We start from the raw sequence: 20,046 nt of genomic DNA, 5'->3' as shown, positions 1-20,046 counted from the left end.
CGGGTCCCCGGAGTCACCCGATCGGGATCAACTACGGTGCGTAGGATTCGCTCCGTGAAGCGATCCGTCCGGTTCCCGGTCCCCGCCGCGCTGGTCCGCCTGGTCGACCGGTTCCCGGTCTCGGCCACCCCGCTGCGCCGCCTCGCGTACGCCTCGATCGTGGCGAACGTGGCCATCGTCGTGACCGGCGGGGCCGTCCGGCTCACCGCCTCCGGCCTCGGCTGCCCGACCTGGCCCCGGTGCACCGACGCCTCGTACACCACCACCGCCGAGATGGGCGTGCACGGGGTGATCGAGTTCGGCAACCGGCTGCTCACCTTCGCCGTCGGGTTCATCGCCCTGGCCACCGTACTGGCGGTGCTGGCGCACCGGCCCCGGCGCCGGGGGCTGCTGGGGCTGGCGGTGGCCGTGTTCCTCGGCATCCCGGCCCAGGCCGTGGTCGGCGGCATCACCGTGCTGACCAACCTCAACCCGTGGGTGGTCGGGCTGCACTTCCTCGCCTCGATGGCGGTCATCGCCGCGGCGTACGCGCTCTGGCGGCGCGTCGTCGAGCCGGACGGGCCGACGGCGCCCACGGTGCCCCGGCCGCTGCGCGCCCTGGCCCTGCTCACCACGGCGGCCAGCGGCGCGGTGCTGGTCATCGGCACCTGGGTGACCGGCAGCGGTCCGCACGCCGGCGACCACGGCGCGGCCCGCAACGGGCTGGCCCCGGAGACCATCTCGCAGGTGCACGCCGACGGGGTGTTCCTGCTGGTCGGCCTCTCCGTCGCGCTGGTGTTCGCGTTCCGCGCGGTCGGCGCGCCCGGCCCGGCCCGGGCCGCGCTGGTACTGGTCGCGGTGGAGCTGGGGCAGGGCCTGATCGGCTTCGTGCAGTACTTCACCAACCTGCCCGGGGCGCTGGTCGCCGCGCACATGCTCGGCTCCTGCCTGGTGCTGCTGGCCACCCTGGCGGTGCTGTGGTCGACCCGGGAGCGCAGGCCGGTCATGCCCGAGCCGGCGGCCGGCCGGGCCGACGAGCGGGTACCGGCCACCGTCTGAGCCCGCCGGCCGGTGTACGCCCCCGGGCCGCCGGGGACGGCGCTACGGCAGACCGCTCTCACCCCGCACCCCGCACACCACCACGCCACCCTCGCACGGGCCGGTCCCGCGCGGGGACCGGGGCCGCGCGGGGACCGGGGCCGCGCGGGGACCGGGGCCGCGCGGGGACCGGGGCCGCGCGGGGACCGGGGCCGCGCGGGGCCGCTTTCAAGATCACACTTGAACATGGTTGTAGTGGCCTCCCTGGGATCGGGAGGCCACTACAACCATGAAGTAGCACGATCTTGCGGCCCGGCGGCCCGGCGGCCCGGCGGGACGGGCGCGGCGAGCCCCGACGCGGCGAGTGGGTCGGACGCGGCGGTCGGGCCCGGCAAGGCGGGTCACTGCGCGGCGGGCCCGGCGCGGCGGGTCGGGTGGGGCGGAGTCACTGCGCGGCGGGTCGGGTGGGGCGGAGTCACTGCGCGGCGGGTCGGGTGGGGCGGATCAACGGCACCGGGTCGGGTGGACGGGATCAGCGGCGGGACAGGTGGGTCAGCACCGCCTCGGCGAGGCGGTCGGCGGCGCTGTCTGCGTAGCCGAGGAACAGCGACGGCTCGGTCAGCTCCAGCTCGACCAGGACCGGCCCGCCGTCCGGGCCCGGGATGAGGTCCACCCGGGCGTAGAGCAGCCGGTCCGGGCCGCCGGGGACCTCGGCCAGCACCCGTGCCGCGACGGCCAGCTCGTCGTCGGTGGCGGTGCGCGGGCTGATCTCCTCGGGCTTGTAGAGCCCGTCGACGCCCAGGTCCGGGCCGTCCAGCATGGGGCCCTTGCGGATGGCGTGGCTGAACGCCAGGCCGTCCGGGCCGGCCAGGAAGAGCAGCGCGGTCTCGCCGGCGGTGTCGACCGCGCTCAGGTACGGCTGGACCATGGTGACCCGGCCGGCCGCCGACAGCCGGCGGACGTGCGCGGCGGCCAGTTCCCGGTGCTCCGGGTCGGTCAGGTCGTACCGGCCGGTGTCCTGGCTGCCGGCGCTGACCGCGGGCTTCACGACGTACTCGCCGGGGGTGGCGGGTGGGGTCCAGGTCTCGCCCGGCCCGACCCAGGTGGTGGGCACGGTGGGCACCCCGGCGGCGGAGAGCTCCCCGAGGTAGCGCTTGTCGGTGTTCCAGCGGACCACGTCCGCCGGGTTGACCAGGGCCGGCACGGTCTCCGCCCAGGCCACGAACTCGTCGCGGCGCAGCGCGTAGTCCCACGGCGAGCGGAGCACGACCAGGTCGTGGCCGGCCCAGTCGACCTGCGGATCGTCCCAGACGGCGGTCTCGACGGCGACGCCGCGCGCGGCCAGCGGGGCGAGCACCAGTCGGTCGTCCGGGTCGAGGTCGGCCAGCCGGGAGCAGGTGACGAGAGCGACCCGGGGTTCCCCCCGGGTCGACTGCTGGTGGTGGGTCAACTCGGCCGTCAACGGGCCATCGTGCGACGGGCCATCGACCGCCACAGGTCGTTGCTCGGCCGCATCTGGTCCATCAGTTCACGCTCCCAGGCGTTCTCGACGGTGACTCCCGCCTTGGCGCACGCCTCCCGCGCGACGACGGTGTCGTCGGCGAACTGGTCGCCCCACTCCCCGTCGGCGCCGACGAGGACGATCCGGGCGCCACGCTTGCCGACGTACTCGATGACCGCCTTCGCACCACCGTGCCCGGCGGCGAACGACTTGATGCCCGAGACCAGCCCGTCGGGGGCGTGCTCGGTGGTCTGCTCAGTCGTCAACGTCGTATCGGAACCTTCTGCCATGACGCGAAGCCTAAGCAGACTTCCACCCGTACGCGCGAGAATGATGAACTATTTGTGATGCCGATTACCCAAGGGTTTAAGGAAGACCACAGGTAAATTGCCCGGATAAGTCGGATAGTTCGGCACATAGACGGCGGGCTGGATCGCCCCCATGTGCCCGATTCGCGGTGCCGTTAATCAGTCAGAAAAAGATGCGGGAAATTCACCTGTGGATCGCCGCGCAGGGGTTGCCGGACGGCCGCCGGTCAGATCAGCGCGTCGAGGGCGACGGCGGCGAAGACGATGGTCAGGTAGGTCGTCGACCAGTGGAACAGCCGCATCGGCTTGACCGCCTCCCCCCGGGTGACCCGGCGGCAGAGCCGGTGCGCCTCGACCAGGAAGACGCCGCCCACCACCGCGGTCGGGACGCCGTAGATGGCGCTCATCCCCATCGGCCAGAGCGCCAACGAGGTCGCCACGGTGAGCCACGCGAAGATCAGGATCTCGGCGTTGACCCGGCGGGCCGAGGCCACCACCGGCAGCATCGGGATGCCGGCCCGGGCGTAGTCGTCGCGGTACTTCATGGCGAGCGGGTAGAAGTGCGGCATCTGCCAGAAGAAGACCACCGCGAAGAGCGCCCACGCCGCCGGCGCCAACGACCCGGTCACCGCGGCCCAGCCGATCAGCACCGGAGCCGCCCCGCAGGCCCCGCCCCAGAAGGTGTTGGCCGTCGTGGTGCGCTTGAGCCAGAGGGTGTAGACGAGGTCGTAGTAGGCGATCGCGGCCAGGGTCAGCGCGGTGGCCAGCAGGTTGGTGAACGTGGCCATCAGGGCGATCGAGACCGCCGCCAGCACCAGCCCGAAGACCAGCGCGCTGCGCGGCGACACGGTGTGCGCCGGCAGCGGGCGGCGCTTGGTCCGCCGCATGAGCTGGTCGATGTCCCGGTCGATGTAGCAGTTGAGGACGCTGGCCGCGCCGGCGGCGAGCGAGCCGCCGACCAGCACCACGGCCACCAGCCACAGCGACGGCAGGCCGCCGTCGGCGAGCATCATCGCCGGCACCGTGGTGACCAGCAGCAGCTCCACGATGCGGGGCTTGGTCAGCGCGACGTACGCCGACACCACCGCCCGGACGTCCCGTCGACCGGCCGCCGGCTCCTCGGCCACCGTGCGCACCGGCGGCTGCCCGGCAGGGTTGCTGACGGGGCGCTCGGTGATCATGCTCACGGATTGCCACCTTCCGGCGTCGGCAGGGGAGAGGTCGGTCCGGCGGGGCCCACGAGGGTCCACACACCGACCCACACACTACGCGTCGTCGTTTTCGCTGCCCGGGCGACCCGACAACGGTGCGGGCCGTCACACCTGCCGGGTGAACGAACCATCCGGCACGACTCGTACGTAACAGCGTGCAGAGATCCCCGGGCGGACGTTTAGGCCCGCTCGATAGGGTCATCAGTGAGGGTTCCGCCCATCTGCCGAGGAGCACAACCATCGTGGCTGCCAACCGACCCGAGCACCCCGCACTCAACTGGACCGACCTCGACCGCAGGGCCGTCGACACCGTCCGCGTGCTGGCCATGGACGCCGTGGAGAAATCAGGCAACGGCCACCCCGGCACGGCGATGAGCCTCGCGCCCGCGGCCTACCTGCTCTTCAACCGGGTGATGCGGCACAACCCCGCCGACCCGAACTGGCCCGGGCGGGACCGGTTCGTCCTCTCCGCCGGGCACTCCAGCCTGACCCTCTACATCCAGCTCTTCCTCGCCGGCTACCCGCTGGGCCTGGACGACCTGAAGTCGCTGCGGCAGTGGGGCTCGCTCACCCCGGGTCACCCCGAGCACGGGCACACCCCGGGGGTGGAGACCACCACCGGCCCGCTGGGGCAGGGCCTGGGCAACGCGGTGGGCATGGCGATGGCCGCCCGCCGCGAGCGCGGCCTCCTCGACCCGGAGAGCGAGCCGGGTGGCTCCGTCTTCGACCACGACATCTGGTGCATCGCCTCCGACGGCGACATCGAGGAGGGCATCAGCCACGAGGCGAGCGCCCTCGCCGGGCACCAGCAGCTCGGCAACCTCACGCTGATCTACGACGACAACGAGATCTCGATCGAGGACGACACCCGGATCGCCAAGAGCGAGGACGTCGCGGCCCGCTACGCGGCGTACGGCTGGCACGTGCAGACCGTCGACTGGCGCGCCGGCGACGCCGACCAGGGCGACTACCACGAGGACGTGGAGGCGCTCTACCAGGCGCTGCTGGCGGCGAAGGCCGAGACCGGCCGCCCCTCCTTCATCGCGCTGCGCACCATCATCGGCTGGCCCGCGCCGAACAAGAAGAACACCGGCAAGATCCACGGCTCGGCGCTCGGCGGCGACGAGGTGCGGGCCACCAAGCAGCTCCTCGGCTTCGACCCGGAGCAGACCTTCGAGGTCGACGAGGAGGTGCTCCAGCACGCCCGCGCGGTGCTGGCCCGCGGCGTCGAGGCCGAGCAGGCGTGGACCGGGGCGTTCGACGGCTGGGCGGCGGCCAACCCGGAGCGCAAGGCGCTCTACGACCGGATGGCCGGCCGGGTGCTGCCGCCGGGCTGGGCCGACGCGCTGCCCACCTTCCCCGCCGACGCCAAGGGCGTGGCCACCCGGGCCGCCTCCGGCAAGGTGCTGGAGGCCCTGGCCCCGGTGCTGCCGGAGCTGTGGGGTGGCTCGGCCGACCTGGCCGAGAGCAACAACACCACCATGAAGGGCGAGCCGTCGTTCATCCCGGCCGCCCACGCCACCAAGGACTTCCCGGGCCACGAGTACGGTCGCACGCTGCACTTCGGCATCCGTGAGCACGCCATGGGCGCGATCCTCAACGGCATCGCCCTGCACGGCGGCACCCGGCCCTACGGCGGCACCTTCCTGGTCTTCAGCGACTACATGCGCCCGTCGGTCCGGCTCGCCGCGCTGATGAAGCTGCCGGTGGTGTACGTCTGGACGCACGACTCGATCGGCCTCGGCGAGGACGGCCCGACCCACCAGCCGGTGGAGCACCTGACCGCGCTGCGGGCCATCCCGGGCCTGGACGTGGTCCGGCCGGCCGACGCCAACGAGACCGCCTGGGCGTGGCGGCAGGCGCTGGAGCACACCGACCGGCCGACCGCGCTGGCGCTGAGCCGCCAGCCGCTGCCGACCCTGGACCGGGCGACCCTGGGCAGCGCCGAGGGCGTCACCAAGGGCGGCTACGTGCTGGCCGAGGCGTCCACCGGCAAGCCGCAGGTGATCATCGTGGGCACCGGCTCCGAGGTGCAGCTCTGCCTCACCGCCCGGGAGCGGCTGGAGGCCGGCGGCACCCCCACCCGGGTCGTCTCGATGCCCTGCCAGGAGTGGTTCTACGAGCAGGACGAGGCGTACCGGGAGTCGGTGCTGCCGCGCGGGGTAAAGGCCCGGGTGAGCGTGGAAGCGGGCATCGCCATGTCCTGGCGCGGGATCGTCGGCGACAGCGGCGAGAGCGTCAGCCTGGAGCACTACGGCGCCAGCGCCCCGCACACCGTGCTGTTCGAGCAGTTCGGGTTCACCCCCGACCGGATCGTGGCCGCCGCGCGCGCGGCGCTGACCCGGGTGGGCGACATCACCGGTTTCACGACCGGCAACTGAGGGGAGCGTGGACGGCATGACGGACAGGCTGAGCGAGCTCACCGCCACGGGTGTGGCGATCTGGCTCGATGATCTCTCCCGGGTACGGCTGAGCTCCGGCGGGCTGGACCGGCTCCGCCGGGAGAAGCACGTGGCCGGGGTGACCACGAACCCGACCATCTTCGCGAAGGCGCTGAGCGACGCGGACGAGTACAACTGGCAGCTACGGGAACTCGCCACCCGCGGGCTGGAGGTCGAAGAGGCCGTCCGCATGCTGACCACGTACGACGTGCGGTGGGCATGCGACGTGATGCGCCCGTCGTACGACAAGAGCGGCGGCCTGGACGGCCGGGTCTCCATCGAGGTCGACCCGCGACTGGCCCACCAGACCGCGAAGACCGTCGCCGAGGCCAAGGCGCTGTGGTGGCTGGTCGACCGGCCGAACCTGTTCATCAAGATCCCGGCGACCGAGGCGGGCCTGCCGGCGATCACCGCGACCCTGGCCGAGGGGATCAGCGTCAACGTCACGCTGATCTTCGGGCTGGACCGCTACTCGGCGGTGATGGAGGCGTTCCTGGCCGGCCTGGAGCAGGCGAAGGCGAACGGCCACGACCTGTCGAAGATCGGCTCGGTGGCGTCCTTCTTCGTCTCCCGGGTCGACTCCGAGGTCGACAAGCGGCTGGAGAAGATCGGCTCGGCCGAGGCCCGGGCGCTGCGCGGCAAGGCCGCCGTCGCCAACGCCCAGCTCGCCTACGAGCGCTACGGCGAGGTGTTCTCCTCCGACCGCTGGCAGGCCCTCGCCGACGCCGGCGCGCACCCGCAGCGCCCGCTCTGGGCGTCCACCTCGACGAAGAACCCGGACTACCGGGACGTCATCTACGTCGAGGAGCTGATCGCCCCCGGCACGGTCAACACCATGCCGGAGTCGGTCATCAACGCGTACGCCGACCACGGCGAGACCCGCGCCGACACCATCACCGGGGCGTACGACGCGGCCCGCGAGGTCTTCACCGGCCTGGCGTCGGTCGGCGTCGACATGTCCGACGTGATCGCCGTCCTGGAGCGGGAGGGCGTGGAGAAGTTCGAGGCGAGCTGGCTCGAACTGCTCGACGGCGTCCGCTCGTCGCTGGCCGCGGCGGCGCAGGGCACCGGCGCGCCGAACCAGGCCGCCCAGGGCAACGCGAAGGCCGCCGAACGGGCCGGGGGCAACGCGTGACGAACGGCGTCGGAGGCGTCGCGGGGTCCGCCCCGCGACGCGCCACGCCGCCGTCCACCCCACCGGGGTGGCGACGTGAGTGACCTGTTGACCGGCCCGGCCGACGCCGCCGCCGGTCTGGCGGTGCACGGGGCGGACGCGGTCGAGAAGGCCGCGCCCGCTTCCGTGCGGGCCGCCCTGGTCGCGCGGGGCTTCCCGGCGGCGCTGGCCGCGCAGGACCCCACCCTCTGGGGGCCGGCCGCCGAGGAGCGGGCGAGGTCCCGCCTCGGCTGGCTGGACACCCACCGCCGTAGCCGGGAGCTGCTCCCCCAGCTCGCCGAGCTGACGGCGGAACTGGTCGACCTGGACCACGTGGTGCTGGCCGGGACGGGCGGCGTCCCGCTCGCCGCCGCAGCCGCCGCGCGTACCCTGGGCCGGCCGCTGACCGTGCTCGACAGCACCGACCCGGGCCGGGTCCGGGCGACCCTGGCCGACCGGCTGGACCGGACCGTGGTGGTGCTGGCCGGCGGCTCCGGTACGGCCGTCACCGCCGACAGCCACCGCCGGACGTACTGGCAGGCGTTCCTCGACGCCGGGATGACCGAGGCCGAGGCGGCCCGGCACTTCGTGGTGGTGGCCGACCCCGGCTCCCCGCTGGCGGAGGTCGCCGAGGCGATGGGCGTGCTGGTCGTCCCGGCCGACCCCCGGGCGACCGGCCGGCACGCGGCGCTGACCGCCTGCGGGCTGGTCCCGGCCGCGCTGGCCGGGGTGCCGGTGGCCGACCTGCTCGACGACGCCGAGGCGTTCGCGGCCTCGCTGGGCCAGGACCGGGACAATCCGGCCCTGGCGCTCGGCGCCGCCCTCGCCGTGGCGGCCGACACCGGCCGCCGCACGGTGGCCCTGATCCCGGACGGCACCGGCCTGGACGGCCTGGGCGACTGGATCGCGCACCTGCTCGCCGGGCCGACCGGCCTGCTGCCGGTGCCCGTCGAGTCGCCGACCGCCCCCGGCGCGACCGGCCCCGGCGTGCTGGCCGTCAGCTACGGCGGGGCGCTCACCGCCGGCGACGTGCCGGGCGGCGGAGGGCCCGACCTGGCGGTCCTCGGCCCGCTCGGCGCGCACTTCCTGGCCTGGAGGTACGCGGCGGCGGTGCTGGCGGCGGCACGCGGCGTCGACCCGTTCGAGGAGCCGGACGACGCCCGTTCGGCGGCACACACCCGGCGGATCCTGGAATCCGGTCCACCGCCGCAGGCACCCACGTTCACCGAGGGCGCCGTCGAGGTGTACGCCCCACCGGGCGGCCCGGCCGACCTGGACGGCGTGCTGCGCGGGCTGGTCGACGGCCTGACCGGGGACGGTCACCTGGCCGTGACGGCGTACCTGGACCGGGTCGCCGACGCCGACGCGGCGCGGCTGCGGCCACTGCTCGCGGCGGCGGCCGGACGCCCGGTGACCTTCGGCTGGGGGCCGGGGTGCCGGCACTCCACCGCAAAGTGCCACGAGACCGGTGCACCGGTTGGCGGCTATCTTCAGCTAACCGGCGCGATCGACGTTGATCTGCCGGTGCCCGGTCGGCCGTACTCCCTCGGACAGTTGCAGGCGGCGCAGGCCGCCGGCGACCGGTCGGCCCTGGCCGACCAGGGCCGACCGGTGCTGCGGCTGCACCTGACCGACAGGCCGGCCGGACTGGCCCAGCTCCTGGATGCGATCGGACGATGGCGGGCGTGACGATGAACGACATGGACCACACGGAGCGAGGAGGCAGCGTGAATCCGCTGCGCGACGCGCAGGACCGACGGCTCCCCCGGATCCCGGAGCCGTGCGCCCTGGTGATCTTCGGGGTGACCGGTGACCTGGCGCGCAAGAAATTGCTGCCGGCGGTCTACGACCTGGCCAACCGGGGGCTGCTGCCGCCCGGTTTCGTGGTGCTGGGCTTCGCCCGTCGGGACTGGGGCGACGGCGACTTCGAGTCGCTGGCCCACGAGGCGGCGAAGAAGCACGCCCGCACCCCGTGGCGGGAGGAGGTGTGGTCGCGGCTGGCCGGCAACATCAAGTTCGTCGGCGGCTCGTTCGACGACGACGCGGCCTTCGACCAGCTCGCCGCCACCCTGGAGCAGCTCCGCGACAGCCACGGCATCCACGGCAACGCCGCCTTCTACTTCTCCATCCCCCCGGCGGCCTTCCCGGTGGTGCTCAAGCAACTGGCCCGCACCGGCATGGCCGACAACGACAAGTCCGGCGGCTGGCGCCGGGTGGTGGTGGAGAAGCCGTTCGGCAACGACCTGCCGTCGGCGAAGGAACTCAACGACCTGGTCGACGACGTGTTCACCCGGCAGGACGTCTTCCGGATCGACCACTACCTGGGCAAGGAGACGGTCCAGAACATCCTCGCCCTGCGGTTCGCCAACAACCTCTTCGAGCCGCTGTGGAACTCCAAGTACGTCGACTCGGTGCAGATCACCATGGCCGAGGACGTCGGCATCGGCACCCGGGCCGGCTTCTACGACTCGGTCGGCACCGCCCGTGACGTGCTCCAGAACCACCTGCTGCAACTGCTCGCCCTGGTCGCCATGGAGGAGCCGACCAGCTTCGACGCCGACGAGATCCGGGCCGAGAAGCTGAAGGTGCTCAAGGCGATCACCCTGCCGAGGGACATCGCCCACGGCACCGTGCGCGGGCAGTACCTGCCCGGCTGGGTGGGTGGCGAGCGGGCGGTCGGCTACCTGGAGGAGGATGGCGTCCCGGCCGACTCCACCACCGAGACGTACGTCGCCGTCGAGCTGGGCATCCAGAACCGCCGCTGGGCGGGGGTGCCGTTCTACATCCGGGCCGGCAAGCGGCTGCCCCGGCGGGTCACCGAGGTGGCGGTGATGTTCAAGAAGGCGCCGCACCTGCCGTTCGACCAGGCCGACATGGAGTCGCTGGGCAACAACCAACTGGTCATCCGGGTGCAGCCGGACGAGGGTGTGGTGCTCAAGTTCGGCTCGAAGGTGCCCGGCACCACGATGGAGGTCCGCGACATCGCGATGGACTTCCAGTACGGCGAGGCGTTCACCGAGTCCAGCCCCGAGGCGTACGAGCGACTGGTGCTGGACGTGCTGATCGGCGACCGGACGCTCTTCCCGGACGCCGCCGAGGTGGAGCAGAGCTGGCAGGTGGTCGACCCGCTGGAGCACGCCTGGACGGGGACCAAGCCGGAGCCGTACCGGGCCGGCGAGTGGGGGCCACGGGCCGCCGACGAGATGCTGGCCCGCGAGGGCCGCGCCTGGCGGCGGGCGTGAACGAACGCGCAGGGCACACGCAGAGCGGACCGACCGGGAGGCACCAGTGATCGGGCTGTGGGACACCACCGGCAACGAGGTGGTCAAGGCGCTCGCCGCCGAGCGGCGAAGCGCGGGCGGGGTGGCCAGCGGTATGGCGCTCACCCTGATCGTGGTGGTGGACGAGAAGCGGGTCCGCGAGGCGGAGGCGGCGGCCACCATCGCCGCCGCCGCCCACCCGTGCCGGCTGCTCGTCGTCGTCCGCGCCGACGTGGAGCGGGAACGCAACCGGCTGGACGCGGAGATCGTCGTCGGCGGCCGGCTGGGCCCGTGCGAGGCGGTGGTGACCCGGATGTACGGCCGGCTCGCCCTGCACGCCGAGTCGGTGGTGATGCCGCTGCTGGTGCCGGACGTCCCGGTGGTCACCTGGTGGCACGGCGAACCGCCGGCCGAGATCGCCACGGACTTCCTCGGGGTGGTCGCCGACCGGCGGATCACCGACGCCGCGCAGGCGGCCGACCCGATCGAGGCGCTGCGCCAGCGGGCCCGGGACTACGCCCCGGGCGACACCGACCTGGCGTGGACCCGGATCACCCCGTGGCGCACCCTGGTCGCCGGGGCGTTCGACACCACCGAGGCGCGGGTCACCGAGGCGACCGTGGAGGCGCCCCGTACCGACCCGACGGCGGCGTTGATGCGCGGCTGGCTGGCCGCGCGGCTCGGCATCGACCCGCAGTGGCGGCACACCGACGCACACCCACGGATGCGCGAGGTGCAGCTACGGTGCGCCAACGGCGACGAGCTGACGCTCACCCGGGACGACAGCATGGCGACGTTCCGGCGTACCGGCCAGGAGGACCGGATGCTGCCGCTGGTACGCCGCCCGCTCGGCGACGAACTGGCCGAGGAGCTGCGCCGGCTCGACGCCGACCAGGTGTACGCCGAGGCGCTGGGCACCGCGGCGGGTCTCTCCGGCCTGGAGCAGCGCCCGGCCCAGCGGGTGCACGTCTGGAAGGACCCGGCCACCGCGCGGCGGGCGGAGGCGGGCGTCACCGCCCACGCCGGCACCAGCGCGACACCCTGACCGCCCACCACGGCGGCCCGCCCGGGCCGCCCACGGTGGCGGCGGGGTGCCGCGACGGCGGGCCGACCGGCCCCCGGCAGGACGAACAGGACCGCGCCACAGCGGTCGGGAGACGAAGGCCAACATGAGTGAGGCGAGTGTCGCCGTCCACGCCGACACCGACCTGCTGGCGCAGGCGGTAGCGGCCCGGTTGGTGGTGAAGCTGCTCGACGCGCAGGCCGAGCGGGGCCAGGCGTCGGTCGTGCTGACCGGTGGGCGGATCGCCGCGGCGGTGTACCGGGCGGTGGCCGCGCTGCCGGCCCACGACGCCGTCGACTGGTCCCGGGTGGACGTCTGGTGGGGCGACGAACGCTTCCTGCCGGCGGGCGACCCGGAGCGCAACGAGACGCAGGCCCGGGCCGCGCTGCTGGACGCGGTGCCGCTCGACCCGGCCCGGGTGCACGCGATGCCGGCGTCCGACGGTCCGACCGGCGCCGACCCGGAGGCGGGCGCCGCCGCGTACGCCGAGGAGTTGGCCCGGGCGGCCCGCCCCGGCCACGCCACGCTCCCCCACTTCGACGTGCTGATGCTCGGCGTCGGCGAGGACGGGCACGTCGCGTCGGTCTTCCCCGAGCATCCGGTGCACCACGACACCCGACCGGTGAGCGCGGTGCGGGGCAGCCCGAAGCCGCCGCCGGTGCGGACCACCCTCACCCTGCCCGCGATCAACACGGCCGAGGAGGTCTGGCTGGTGGCCAGCGGGGCCGACAAGGCCCGGGCGGTCGGTATGGCGCTGGCCGGGGCCGGCGCGGTGCAGTTGCCGGCGGCCGGCGTGCAGGGCGTCTCGCGTACCCTCTGGCTGCTGGACCGGGCGGCGGCGGCCGACGTGCCGACCCGGCTGCGCAGCCTGCGCTGAACGATCATGTGGCGGTCCCGGGTCCGACCGACCCGGGGCCGCCACGGTGCTGCCGGCGCACTCCACCGCCGGCACGACGGGGTCCGGGAAGGGCACGGTGCTGCCCGGCTCCTTCCACGGCCGGCACGAGGGTCCGGGGGCGGCACGGTGCGCGCGGCCCGGGTCCCGAGCCGGCGGGGTGCGCGCCCGGCGGGGTGCGCGCCCGGCGGAGCCGCCGGCCCGGACCGGGTGCCGGGCGTCAGGCCCGGCCGCGACGGCGGCGTAACGCGGCCAGGGCCTCGGCCAGGATGGCCTCCCCCTCCGCCTCGCTGCGCCGCTCCTTCACGTACGCCAGGTGGGTCTTGTACGGCTCGGGGCGGGCCCGGCCGGGCGGGTTGTCCGCGTCCCGGCCGGCCGGCAGGCCGCAGCGCGGGCAGTCCCACACGGCCGGCTCCTCGGCGTCCAGCGCCACCCGGATCTCGGTCACGTGGTCGTTGCGGCACCAGTAGGTGACCGCGCGGCGCGGGGCCGGCTTGTAGCGTTCGGCGGGGCGCTCCGGTCCGGATCCGATCCGTGAGCCGCGGATGACGTTGCCACTGGGCACGGCTGCTCGCTCCTGTCGTCGGAGGGGACCGCCGCCCGATGGGGGCGGACGGCGGGCGACGAACAAAACTGCGCGCGGTCCGTGACGGACCGCGCGCAGATTGTACGACCTGATCGAGTCGCTCAGGACCCGCTGCTGAGCTGGAGGCGGAGCCAGAGGCCGAGCCCCACGATGCAGGCGAACCAGACGACACTCACCAGGACCGTGTAACGGTCCAGGTTCTTCTCGGCCACCGACGAGCCGGCCAGGCTGGAGCTGACCCCGCCGCCGAACATGCTCGACAGCCCGCCGCCCTTACCACGGTGCAGCAGGATGAGCATGGTGAGCAGAACGCTCGTGATGACCAGCAACACGATCAACGTGTATGCGAACCAGATCGGCATGGCTGGGGTCAGTCCTCTCGTTACGATCCTCGCCCGGACAGATCGGGCACGGCGGCACCGACCGACGGACGGGCGGAGTCAAGGATAGCGAGCGATCAGCGGGCGGTGTGCTCCGGGAACCGGCAGATCTTCGCGAACTCCTCGGCGTCCAGGCTCGCCCCGCCCACCAGCGCCCCGTCGACGTCCGGCTGGGCCATGATCGACGCGACGTTGGACGACTTCACCGACCCGCCGTAGAGGATCCGGACCTGGTCCGCGGTGGCCTGGTCGTGGGTCTCGACCAGCCGCTTGCGAACCTCCCCGCAGACCTCCTGGGCGTCCTCCGGGGTGGCCGTCTTGCCGGTGCCGATCGCCCAGACCGGCTCGTACGCCACGACGACCTTGGTGACCTGCTCGGCGGTGAGCCCCTTGAGCGCCCCGTCGAGCTGGTCGCAGCAGTGCGGAACCTGCTTGAGCTGCTCGCGGATCTCCAGGCCCTCACCGATGCAGAGGATCGGGGTGAGCCCGTTGGCCAGCGCCGCCGCCACCTTGGCGTTGACGAGGGCGTCGTCCTCGTAGTGGTACTGCCGCCGCTCCGAGTGCCCGACCGTCACGTACGTGCAGCCCAGCTTGGCCAGCATCGCCCCGGAGATGTCCCCGGTGTAGGCGCCCGACTGGTACGGCGACAGATCCTGCCCGCCGTAGCCGATGAGCAGCTTGTCGCCGTCGACCGCCGTCTGCACGGTGCGCAGGTCGGTGAAGGGCGGCAGGACCACCGTCTCGACGTCGGTGAGCTGCTTCTCGGTCAGGCTCGCGGCCAGCTTCTGCACCAGCAGGTTGGCCTCGAAGTGGTTCAGGTTCATCTTCCAGTTGCCGGCCATCAACGGCCGGCGGGTGGTGCTCGCCATCAGTTCTCCAGAGCCGCGATGCCGGGGAGGGTCTTGCCCTCCAGGTACTCCAGGGAGGCGCCGCCGCCGGTGGAGATGTGATCGAAACCGGACTCGTCCAGCCCAAGCGAGCGCACTGCCGCAGCGGAGTCGCCGCCGCCGACCACGGTGAACGCGTCGGTCTTGGTGATCGCCTCGGCGACACCCCGGGTGCCGGCGGCGAACGCCGGCATCTCGAACACGCCCATCGGGCCGTTCCAGAAGACCGTCTTCGCCTGGGACAGCGCGGCGGCGAAGCCGGCCACCGTCTCCGGGCCGATGTCCAGCCCGAGCCGGTGACTCGGGATGCCGTCGGCGGGCACCGTGTCGTGCGCGGCGTCCGGGGCGAACGCGTCCGCGGCCACCACGTCGACCGGGAGCAGGATCTTGCCGTCGGCGCGGGCCAGGAGGTTGCCGCAGGTCTCGACCATCTCCTCCTCCAGCAGCGAGGTGCCCACCTCGTGGCCCTGGGCCTTGAGGAAGGTGAAGCACATCCCGCCGCCGATGAGCAGCCGGTCGACCTTCGGCAACAGCGCCTCGATCACCGCCAGCTTGTCGGAGACCTTGGACCCGCCGAGCACCACCACGTACGGGCGCTCCGGCTCGCCGGCCAGCTTGCCGAGCACCTCCACCTCGCGCAGCACCAGTCGGCCGGCGACGTGCGGCAACCGGGCCGGCACGTCGAAGACGCTGGCGTGCTTGCGGTGCACGGCGCCGAAGGCGTCGTCGACGTACGCCTCGCCGAAGGCGGCGAGCTGGTCGGCGAAGGCCCCCCGCTCGGCCTCGTCCTTGCTGGTCTCCCCCTTGTTGAAGCGGAGGTTCTCCAGCAGCGCGACCTGACCGTCGACGAGGGCGTCCACGGTGGCGCGGGCGGAGTCGCCGACGGTGTCCTCGGCGAAGCGCACCGGCGCACCGAGCAGCTCACCGAGCCGCCCGGCGACCGGGCGGAGGCTGTACTGCGGATCCGGCGCGCCCTTCGGACGGCCCAGGTGCGAGCAGACGACCACCTTCGCGCCGGCCTGCACGAGCGCGCCCAGCGTGGGCAGGACGGCCCGGATCCGGCCGTCGTCGGTGATCTCGCCGGTCTGCTTGTCGAGTGGGACGTTCAGGTCGGCGCGCACCAGCACGCGCCGACCCGACACCCCCTCGGCGAGCAGGTCGTCGAGGTTGCGGATGCTCACAGCGAGGAACCCACCAGCTTGACCAGGTCGACCAGCCGGTTGGAGTAGCCCCACTCGTTGTCGTACCAGCCGACGACCTTGACCTGGTTGCCGACGACCTTGGTCAGCGGCGCGTCGAAGATGCACGACGCCGGGTCGGTGACGATGTCCGTGGAGACGATCGGGTCCTCGTTGTAGACCAGGATGCCCTTGAGCGGACCCTCGGCGGCGGCCTTCAGCGCGGCGTTGACCTCGTCCACCGTGGTCTCCCGGCTGACGTTGACCGTCAGGTCGGTGACCGAGCCGGTCGGGATCGGCACCCGCAGCGCGTAGCCGTCCAGCTTGCCCTTGAGGTCCGGCAGCACCAGGCCGATGGCCTTCGCCGCGCCGGTGGAGGTCGGGACGATGTTGAGCGCGGCGGCCCGGGCCCGACGCAGATCCGAGTGCGGCGCGTCCTGGAGGTTCTGGTCCTGGGTGTACGCGTGGATCGTCGTCATCAGACCGTGCTGGATGCCGAACGTGTCGTGCAGGACCTTCGCCATCGGGGCGAGGCAGTTGGTGGTGCAGGAAGCGTTGGAGATGATGGTGTGCTTGGCCGGGTCGTACTGGTCGTGGTTGACGCCCATGACGACCGTGACGTCCTCGTTCTTCGCCGGGGCGGAGATGATGACCTTCTTGGCCCCGCCGGCGATGTGCGCCTTGGCCTTGGTGGCGTCGGTGAAGAAGCCGGTGGACTCGATGACGACGTCCGCGCCGGCCTCGCCCCACGCCAGCTTCGCCGGGTCCTTCTCGGCGTACGCCTTGATGGTCTTGCCACCCACGGTGATCTCGTCGGCGGTGGCCTTCACCTCGTACGGCAGGCGACCGAGGATGCTGTCGTACTTGAGCAGGTGGGCGAGCGTCGCGTTGTCGGTCAGGTCGTTGACGGCCACGACCTCGATGTCGGCGTCGGACGCCAGCACGGCCCGGAAGAAGTTACGGCCGATGCGGCCGAAGCCGTTGATGCCAACCCGGATGGTCACAGGTCCCATCTCCTCGCGTTCTTGTCCGCCGGCGTCAGATCCGGGCCGGCGGAGGTGTGTTCGCCGACCGTTGGAGCCGGCCGTTGACGGTTCATCTCGGCCACCCCGCCGCAGTCCGGAGGACCTGACCGCCCGAGGCGGTGAGCACGACGAGGAGTGCCTGTACCGGCCCCCTTGCCGTACCCAGCGACCTTATCCGAGCGTGTGCCGCCCCGCTGCGGCGGGTGGTGATCCCACCGCGGCGCGCCGACCCACCGTCCTATCAGACCACGAGCATGTCCGGCGTGACGGCCGCTTCGGTATCCGGGATGCCCAGGTCGCGGGCCCGCTTGTCGGCCAGCGCCAGCAGCCGGCGGATCCGCCCGGCGATGGCGTCCTTGGTCAGCGGCGGGTCGGCCAACGCGCCCAGCTCCTCCAACGAGGCCTGCCGGTGCTCCAGCCGCAGCCGGCCGGCCGAGGTGAGGTGGTTGGGGGCGTCCTCGGCGAGGATCTCCAGCGCCCGGGTGACCCGGGCGGCGGCGGCCACCGCGGCCCGCGCCGAGCGGCGCAGGTTGGCGTCGTCGAAGTTCGCCAGCCGGTTGGCGGTGGCCCGCACCTCGCGGCGCACCCGGCGCTCCTCCCAGGCCAGCACGCTGGAGTGGGCTCCCACCCGGGTGAGCAGCGCGGCGATCGCGTCGCCGTCCTTGACCACCACCCGGTCCACCCCCCGCACCTCGCGGTTCTTGGCGGTGATGCCGGTCCGGCGGGCCGCACCGACCAGCGCCAGCGCCGACTCCGGCCCCGGGCAGGTGATCTCCAGCGCGCTGGAGCGACCCGGCTCGGTCAGCGAGCCGTGCGCCATGAACGCCCCGCGCCAGGCCGAGACCGCGCAGCAGACGTTGGCCGCCACCACGTGCGGCGGCAGCCCGCGTACCGGCCGACCGCGCACGTCGAGCAGGCCGGTCTGCCGGGCCAGCGCCTCGCCGTCCTTGACCACCCGGACGATGAAGTGACTGCCCTTGCGCAGCCCGCCCGAGGCGAGCACGTGGATCTCGCTGGGATAGCCGTAGACCTCGGCGATCTCCCGGCGCAGCCGGCGGGCCACCGCGCCGGTGTCCAGCTCGGCCTCCACCACCACCCGACCGGAGACGATGTGCAGCCCGCCGGCGAACCGCAGCAGGGCGGCCATCTCCGCCCGCCGGCAGCAGGGCTTGGGCACGTCGACCCGGCTCAGCTCGTCCTTGACCGCAGCCGTCATCGCCATTGTGCGCCCCCTCACGGACCGGTACCGGCGTGTCGCCGGTGATTACGTACGTGCTTAACGATCGGCGCCCAGGACAGGCACCAGTGCGGCGCCCAGGGCGGCCGGATCGTGACGGGGCGTACCGTCGTCGACGGCGACCGGGGCGAGGACCAACCGGGCACCCAGCGATTCTGCCGCACGCCCGACCGGTTCGGGATCACCCACCGCCTTCGAGTCGGCCAGCACGTAGTCCACCGTGAGCTGCGGAAGGTACCAGTGCAGGGCGGCCAGGTGGTCGGCGACGGAGAGCCCGAGGGTCTCCTTCTCGGCGGCCAGGTTGAGCGTGACCAGGCGGCGGGCCGGGCTGGCCACGATCGCGGCGGCCAGCCCCGGCACCAGTAGGTGCGGCAGCACGCTGGTGTACCAGCTTCCCGGCCCGAAGATCAGCCAGTCCGCCCCGCCGACGGCGGTCACCGCCTCCGCGCAGGCCGGCGGGCCGTCCGGGGTGAGCCGCAGCGCCTCCACCGTGCCGGTGGTGACCGCGACCTGGTGCTGGCCGCGCACCGTGCGTACCTCGTCGGGATGCTCCGGGTCGGTGCCGCGCACCCGGGCCTCGATCCCCACCGGTTGGGGGGACATCGGCAGCACCCGCCCGACCGCGCCGAGCATCGCCCCGGCGTGTTCCAGGGCGGCGACCGGGTCGCCGAGCTGCTCCATCAGGCCGCAGAGCACCAGGTTGCCCACCGCGTGGCCGGCCAGCCCGTCCCCCGCGCCGCCGGCGAACCGGTGCTGGAAGAGGCCGGCGCTGCGCCGGGTGGCCGGGTGGTCGCCGGCCAGCGCGACCAGGGCCTGCCGCAGGTCACCCGGGGGCAGCCCGCCCCGTTCGGCGCGCAGCCGCCCACTGGAGCCGCCGTCGTCACCGACGGTGACCACGGCGGTGATGTCCAGGTCGAGCTCCCCGGTGCAGTGCCGCAGCGCGCGCAGCGAGGCGGAGAGCCCGTGCCCACCGCCGAAGGCGACCACCTTCGTCGCCGTCATTCCCGCCCCAGGTCCCGGTGCTGGGCGTTGGCGGAGAGCCCGGACTGGCGCAGCCGACCGGCCAGTTCCTCGGCGATGGCGACACTGCGGTGCTTGCCGCCGGTGCAGCCGACCGCCACGGTCAGGTAGCGCTTGCCCTCCCGCTCGAACCCGGCGGTGGTGGCGTTGACCAGGTCGGCGTAGGCGGCGACGAAGGCGTCGGCGCCCTCCTGGCCGAGCACGTACGCGCTGACCGCCTCCTCCCGGCCGGTGTGCTCGCGCAGCTCGGGCACCCAGTATGGGTTGGGCAGGAACCGGGCGTCGAGCACGAAGTCGGCGTCCGGCGGCAGGCCGTACTTGAAGCCGAAGGAGAGCACGGTGACCCGCAGCCGTCGGGCGTCCTCGCCGCCGAAGAGCTCCTCGACCCGGCGGCGAAGCTGGTTGACGTTGAGGTGGCTGGTGTCGATGATCACGTCGGCCTGGTCGCGGGCCTCCTCCAGCAGGGCACGCTCGACGGCGATACCGTCGGCCAGCCGGCCCTCCCCCTGCAACGGGTGCGACCGGCGGACGCTCTCGAAGCGGCGGATCAGCACCTCGTCGTCGGCGTCGACGAAGACCACCCGGGGCGAGAAGCCGCGCTCCTTCAGCTCCCGGATCGCCCCGGCCAGGTCGGTGGAGAAGGCCCGCGAGCGGACGTCCAGCACCATCGCCGTACGCCGGGCCGCACCGCCGGCCTTGACCGCCAACTCGGCCATGTCCAGCATCAACGCCTGCGGCAGGTTGTCCACCACGTAGTAGCCGACGTTCTCCAGGGCGCGGGCGACCGTGCTGCGGCCACCGCCGGACAGGCCGGTGACCACCACCAGCGTGGTGTCCGACTCCGCCGGGCCGCCGTCGGCTGTCCGCGCCTCGCTCACCGCTGT

General features: G+C 73.3%; 18 protein-coding genes. 7 read left to right on the top strand and 11 right to left on the bottom strand.

Annotated features, from left to right (window positions below):
* Positions 1-54: 54 nt before the first annotated feature.
* Positions 55-1,038, top strand: a complete 984-nt coding sequence (locus tag ACIQG9_RS10420) for a heme A synthase (RefSeq protein ID WP_400400011.1) — start codon at positions 55-57, stop codon at positions 1,036-1,038.
* A 511-nt stretch (positions 1,039-1,549) separates the two neighbouring features.
* Here the strand turns inward: ACIQG9_RS10420 and ACIQG9_RS10415 are convergent.
* The 3 genes from ACIQG9_RS10415 to ACIQG9_RS10405 form a co-directional block, all read right to left on the bottom strand.
* Positions 1,550-2,467 (bottom strand): RimK family alpha-L-glutamate ligase, encoded by a 918-nt coding sequence (locus ACIQG9_RS10415; protein WP_400400127.1) that lies wholly within the window; start codon positions 2,465-2,467, stop codon positions 1,550-1,552.
* Positions 2,468-2,475: 8 nt separating this feature from the next.
* Entirely contained in the window at positions 2,476-2,808 is a 333-nt protein-coding gene (locus ACIQG9_RS10410; RefSeq protein ID WP_400400009.1) for a hypothetical protein, read from the bottom strand.
* Between the two features lie 245 nt (positions 2,809-3,053).
* Positions 3,054-4,013, bottom strand: coding sequence for a heme o synthase (locus ACIQG9_RS10405; RefSeq protein WP_400400007.1), 960 nt, complete (start codon positions 4,011-4,013; stop codon positions 3,054-3,056).
* A 266-nt stretch (positions 4,014-4,279) separates the two neighbouring features.
* Here ACIQG9_RS10405 and tkt point away from each other — a divergent pair, with 266 nt between their 5' ends.
* From tkt to pgl, 6 genes are all read left to right on the top strand, one after another.
* Positions 4,280-6,418, top strand: a complete 2,139-nt coding sequence (tkt, locus tag ACIQG9_RS10400) for a transketolase (RefSeq protein WP_400400005.1) — start codon at positions 4,280-4,282, stop codon at positions 6,416-6,418.
* A gap of 16 nt (positions 6,419-6,434) precedes the next feature.
* Positions 6,435-7,613 carry a transaldolase gene (gene tal / locus ACIQG9_RS10395; protein ID WP_400400003.1) on the top strand — a complete coding sequence of 393 codons (1,179 nt, stop codon included), beginning with the start codon at positions 6,435-6,437 and terminating at the stop codon, positions 7,611-7,613.
* A gap of 75 nt (positions 7,614-7,688) precedes the next feature.
* Entirely contained in the window at positions 7,689-9,320 is a 1,632-nt protein-coding gene (locus ACIQG9_RS10390) for a glucose-6-phosphate isomerase (protein WP_400400001.1), read from the top strand.
* An 11-nt stretch (positions 9,321-9,331) separates the two neighbouring features.
* Positions 9,332-10,873 (top strand): glucose-6-phosphate dehydrogenase, encoded by a 1,542-nt coding sequence (gene zwf / locus ACIQG9_RS10385; RefSeq protein ID WP_400400125.1) that lies wholly within the window; start codon positions 9,332-9,334, stop codon positions 10,871-10,873.
* Positions 10,874-10,919: 46 nt separating this feature from the next.
* On the top strand, positions 10,920-11,936 hold the full coding sequence (locus ACIQG9_RS10380) for a glucose-6-phosphate dehydrogenase assembly protein OpcA (protein ID WP_400399999.1): 1,017 nt from the start codon (positions 10,920-10,922) through the stop codon (positions 11,934-11,936).
* Between the two features lie 124 nt (positions 11,937-12,060).
* On the top strand, positions 12,061-12,831 hold the full coding sequence (gene pgl / locus ACIQG9_RS10375) for a 6-phosphogluconolactonase (RefSeq protein WP_400399997.1): 771 nt from the start codon (positions 12,061-12,063) through the stop codon (positions 12,829-12,831).
* A 238-nt stretch (positions 12,832-13,069) separates the two neighbouring features.
* Here pgl and ACIQG9_RS10370 read toward each other — a convergent pair whose 3' ends face one another.
* The 8 genes from ACIQG9_RS10370 to rapZ all read right to left on the bottom strand — a co-directional run bounded on the left by ACIQG9_RS10370 (position 13,070) and on the right by rapZ (position 20,040).
* The gene (locus tag ACIQG9_RS10370; RefSeq protein ID WP_400399995.1) at positions 13,070-13,414 is read right to left on the bottom strand and encodes an RNA polymerase-binding protein RbpA; all 345 of its coding nucleotides are present in this window, start codon (positions 13,412-13,414) and stop codon (positions 13,070-13,072) included.
* A gap of 122 nt (positions 13,415-13,536) precedes the next feature.
* Positions 13,537-13,797, bottom strand: a complete 261-nt coding sequence (secG, locus tag ACIQG9_RS10365; RefSeq protein ID WP_400399993.1) for a preprotein translocase subunit SecG — start codon at positions 13,795-13,797, stop codon at positions 13,537-13,539.
* A gap of 95 nt (positions 13,798-13,892) precedes the next feature.
* Positions 13,893-14,684, bottom strand: coding sequence for a triose-phosphate isomerase (gene tpiA, locus ACIQG9_RS10360; RefSeq protein ID WP_400399991.1), 792 nt, complete (start codon positions 14,682-14,684; stop codon positions 13,893-13,895).
* The gene (locus ACIQG9_RS10355) at positions 14,684-15,883 is read right to left on the bottom strand and encodes a phosphoglycerate kinase (protein WP_400399988.1); all 1,200 of its coding nucleotides are present in this window, start codon (positions 15,881-15,883) and stop codon (positions 14,684-14,686) included. Before ACIQG9_RS10355 ends, tpiA begins: the two co-directional genes overlap by 1 nt.
* On the bottom strand, positions 15,880-16,884 hold the full coding sequence (gene gap / locus ACIQG9_RS10350) for a type I glyceraldehyde-3-phosphate dehydrogenase (protein ID WP_400399986.1): 1,005 nt from the start codon (positions 16,882-16,884) through the stop codon (positions 15,880-15,882). Before gap ends, ACIQG9_RS10355 begins: the two co-directional genes overlap by 4 nt.
* 262 nt (positions 16,885-17,146) lie before the next feature.
* Entirely contained in the window at positions 17,147-18,127 is a 981-nt protein-coding gene (gene whiA, locus ACIQG9_RS10345; RefSeq protein WP_400399984.1) for a DNA-binding protein WhiA, read from the bottom strand.
* Between the two features lie 54 nt (positions 18,128-18,181).
* The gene (gene yvcK, locus ACIQG9_RS10340; protein ID WP_400399982.1) at positions 18,182-19,144 is read right to left on the bottom strand and encodes a uridine diphosphate-N-acetylglucosamine-binding protein YvcK; all 963 of its coding nucleotides are present in this window, start codon (positions 19,142-19,144) and stop codon (positions 18,182-18,184) included.
* Positions 19,141-20,040 (bottom strand): RNase adapter RapZ, encoded by a 900-nt coding sequence (rapZ, locus tag ACIQG9_RS10335; protein WP_400399980.1) that lies wholly within the window; start codon positions 20,038-20,040, stop codon positions 19,141-19,143. The genes yvcK and rapZ overlap by 4 nt, the downstream gene beginning before the upstream one ends.
* Positions 20,041-20,046: the final 6 nt, after the last annotated feature.

Source organism: Micromonospora sp. NPDC092111, from assembly GCF_044755745.1.
Lineage (GTDB): Bacteria > Actinomycetota > Actinomycetes > Mycobacteriales > Micromonosporaceae > Micromonospora.
This window is presented reverse-complemented; position numbering and strand designations above follow the sequence as displayed.

What these genes read in the sequence shown, in the direction of transcription:
- whiA (WP_400399984.1), bottom strand. Translation starts at nt 18,127, where the DNA reads ATGGCGATGACGGCTGCGGTCAAGGACGAGCTGAGCCGGGTCGACGTG.
- yvcK (WP_400399982.1), bottom strand. Translation starts at nt 19,144, where the DNA reads ATGACGGCGACGAAGGTGGTCGCCTTCGGCGGTGGGCACGGGCTCTCC.
- ACIQG9_RS10410 (WP_400400009.1), bottom strand. Translation starts at nt 2,808, where the DNA reads ATGGCAGAAGGTTCCGATACGACGTTGACGACTGAGCAGACCACCGAG.
- tal (WP_400400003.1), top strand. Translation starts at nt 6,435, where the DNA reads ATGACGGACAGGCTGAGCGAGCTCACCGCCACGGGTGTGGCGATCTGG.
- pgl (WP_400399997.1), top strand. Translation starts at nt 12,061, where the DNA reads ATGAGTGAGGCGAGTGTCGCCGTCCACGCCGACACCGACCTGCTGGCG.
- tpiA (WP_400399991.1), bottom strand. Translation starts at nt 14,684, where the DNA reads ATGGCGAGCACCACCCGCCGGCCGTTGATGGCCGGCAACTGGAAGATG.
- secG (WP_400399993.1), bottom strand. Translation starts at nt 13,797, where the DNA reads ATGCCGATCTGGTTCGCATACACGTTGATCGTGTTGCTGGTCATCACG.
- zwf (WP_400400125.1), top strand. Translation starts at nt 9,332, where the DNA reads ATGGACCACACGGAGCGAGGAGGCAGCGTGAATCCGCTGCGCGACGCG.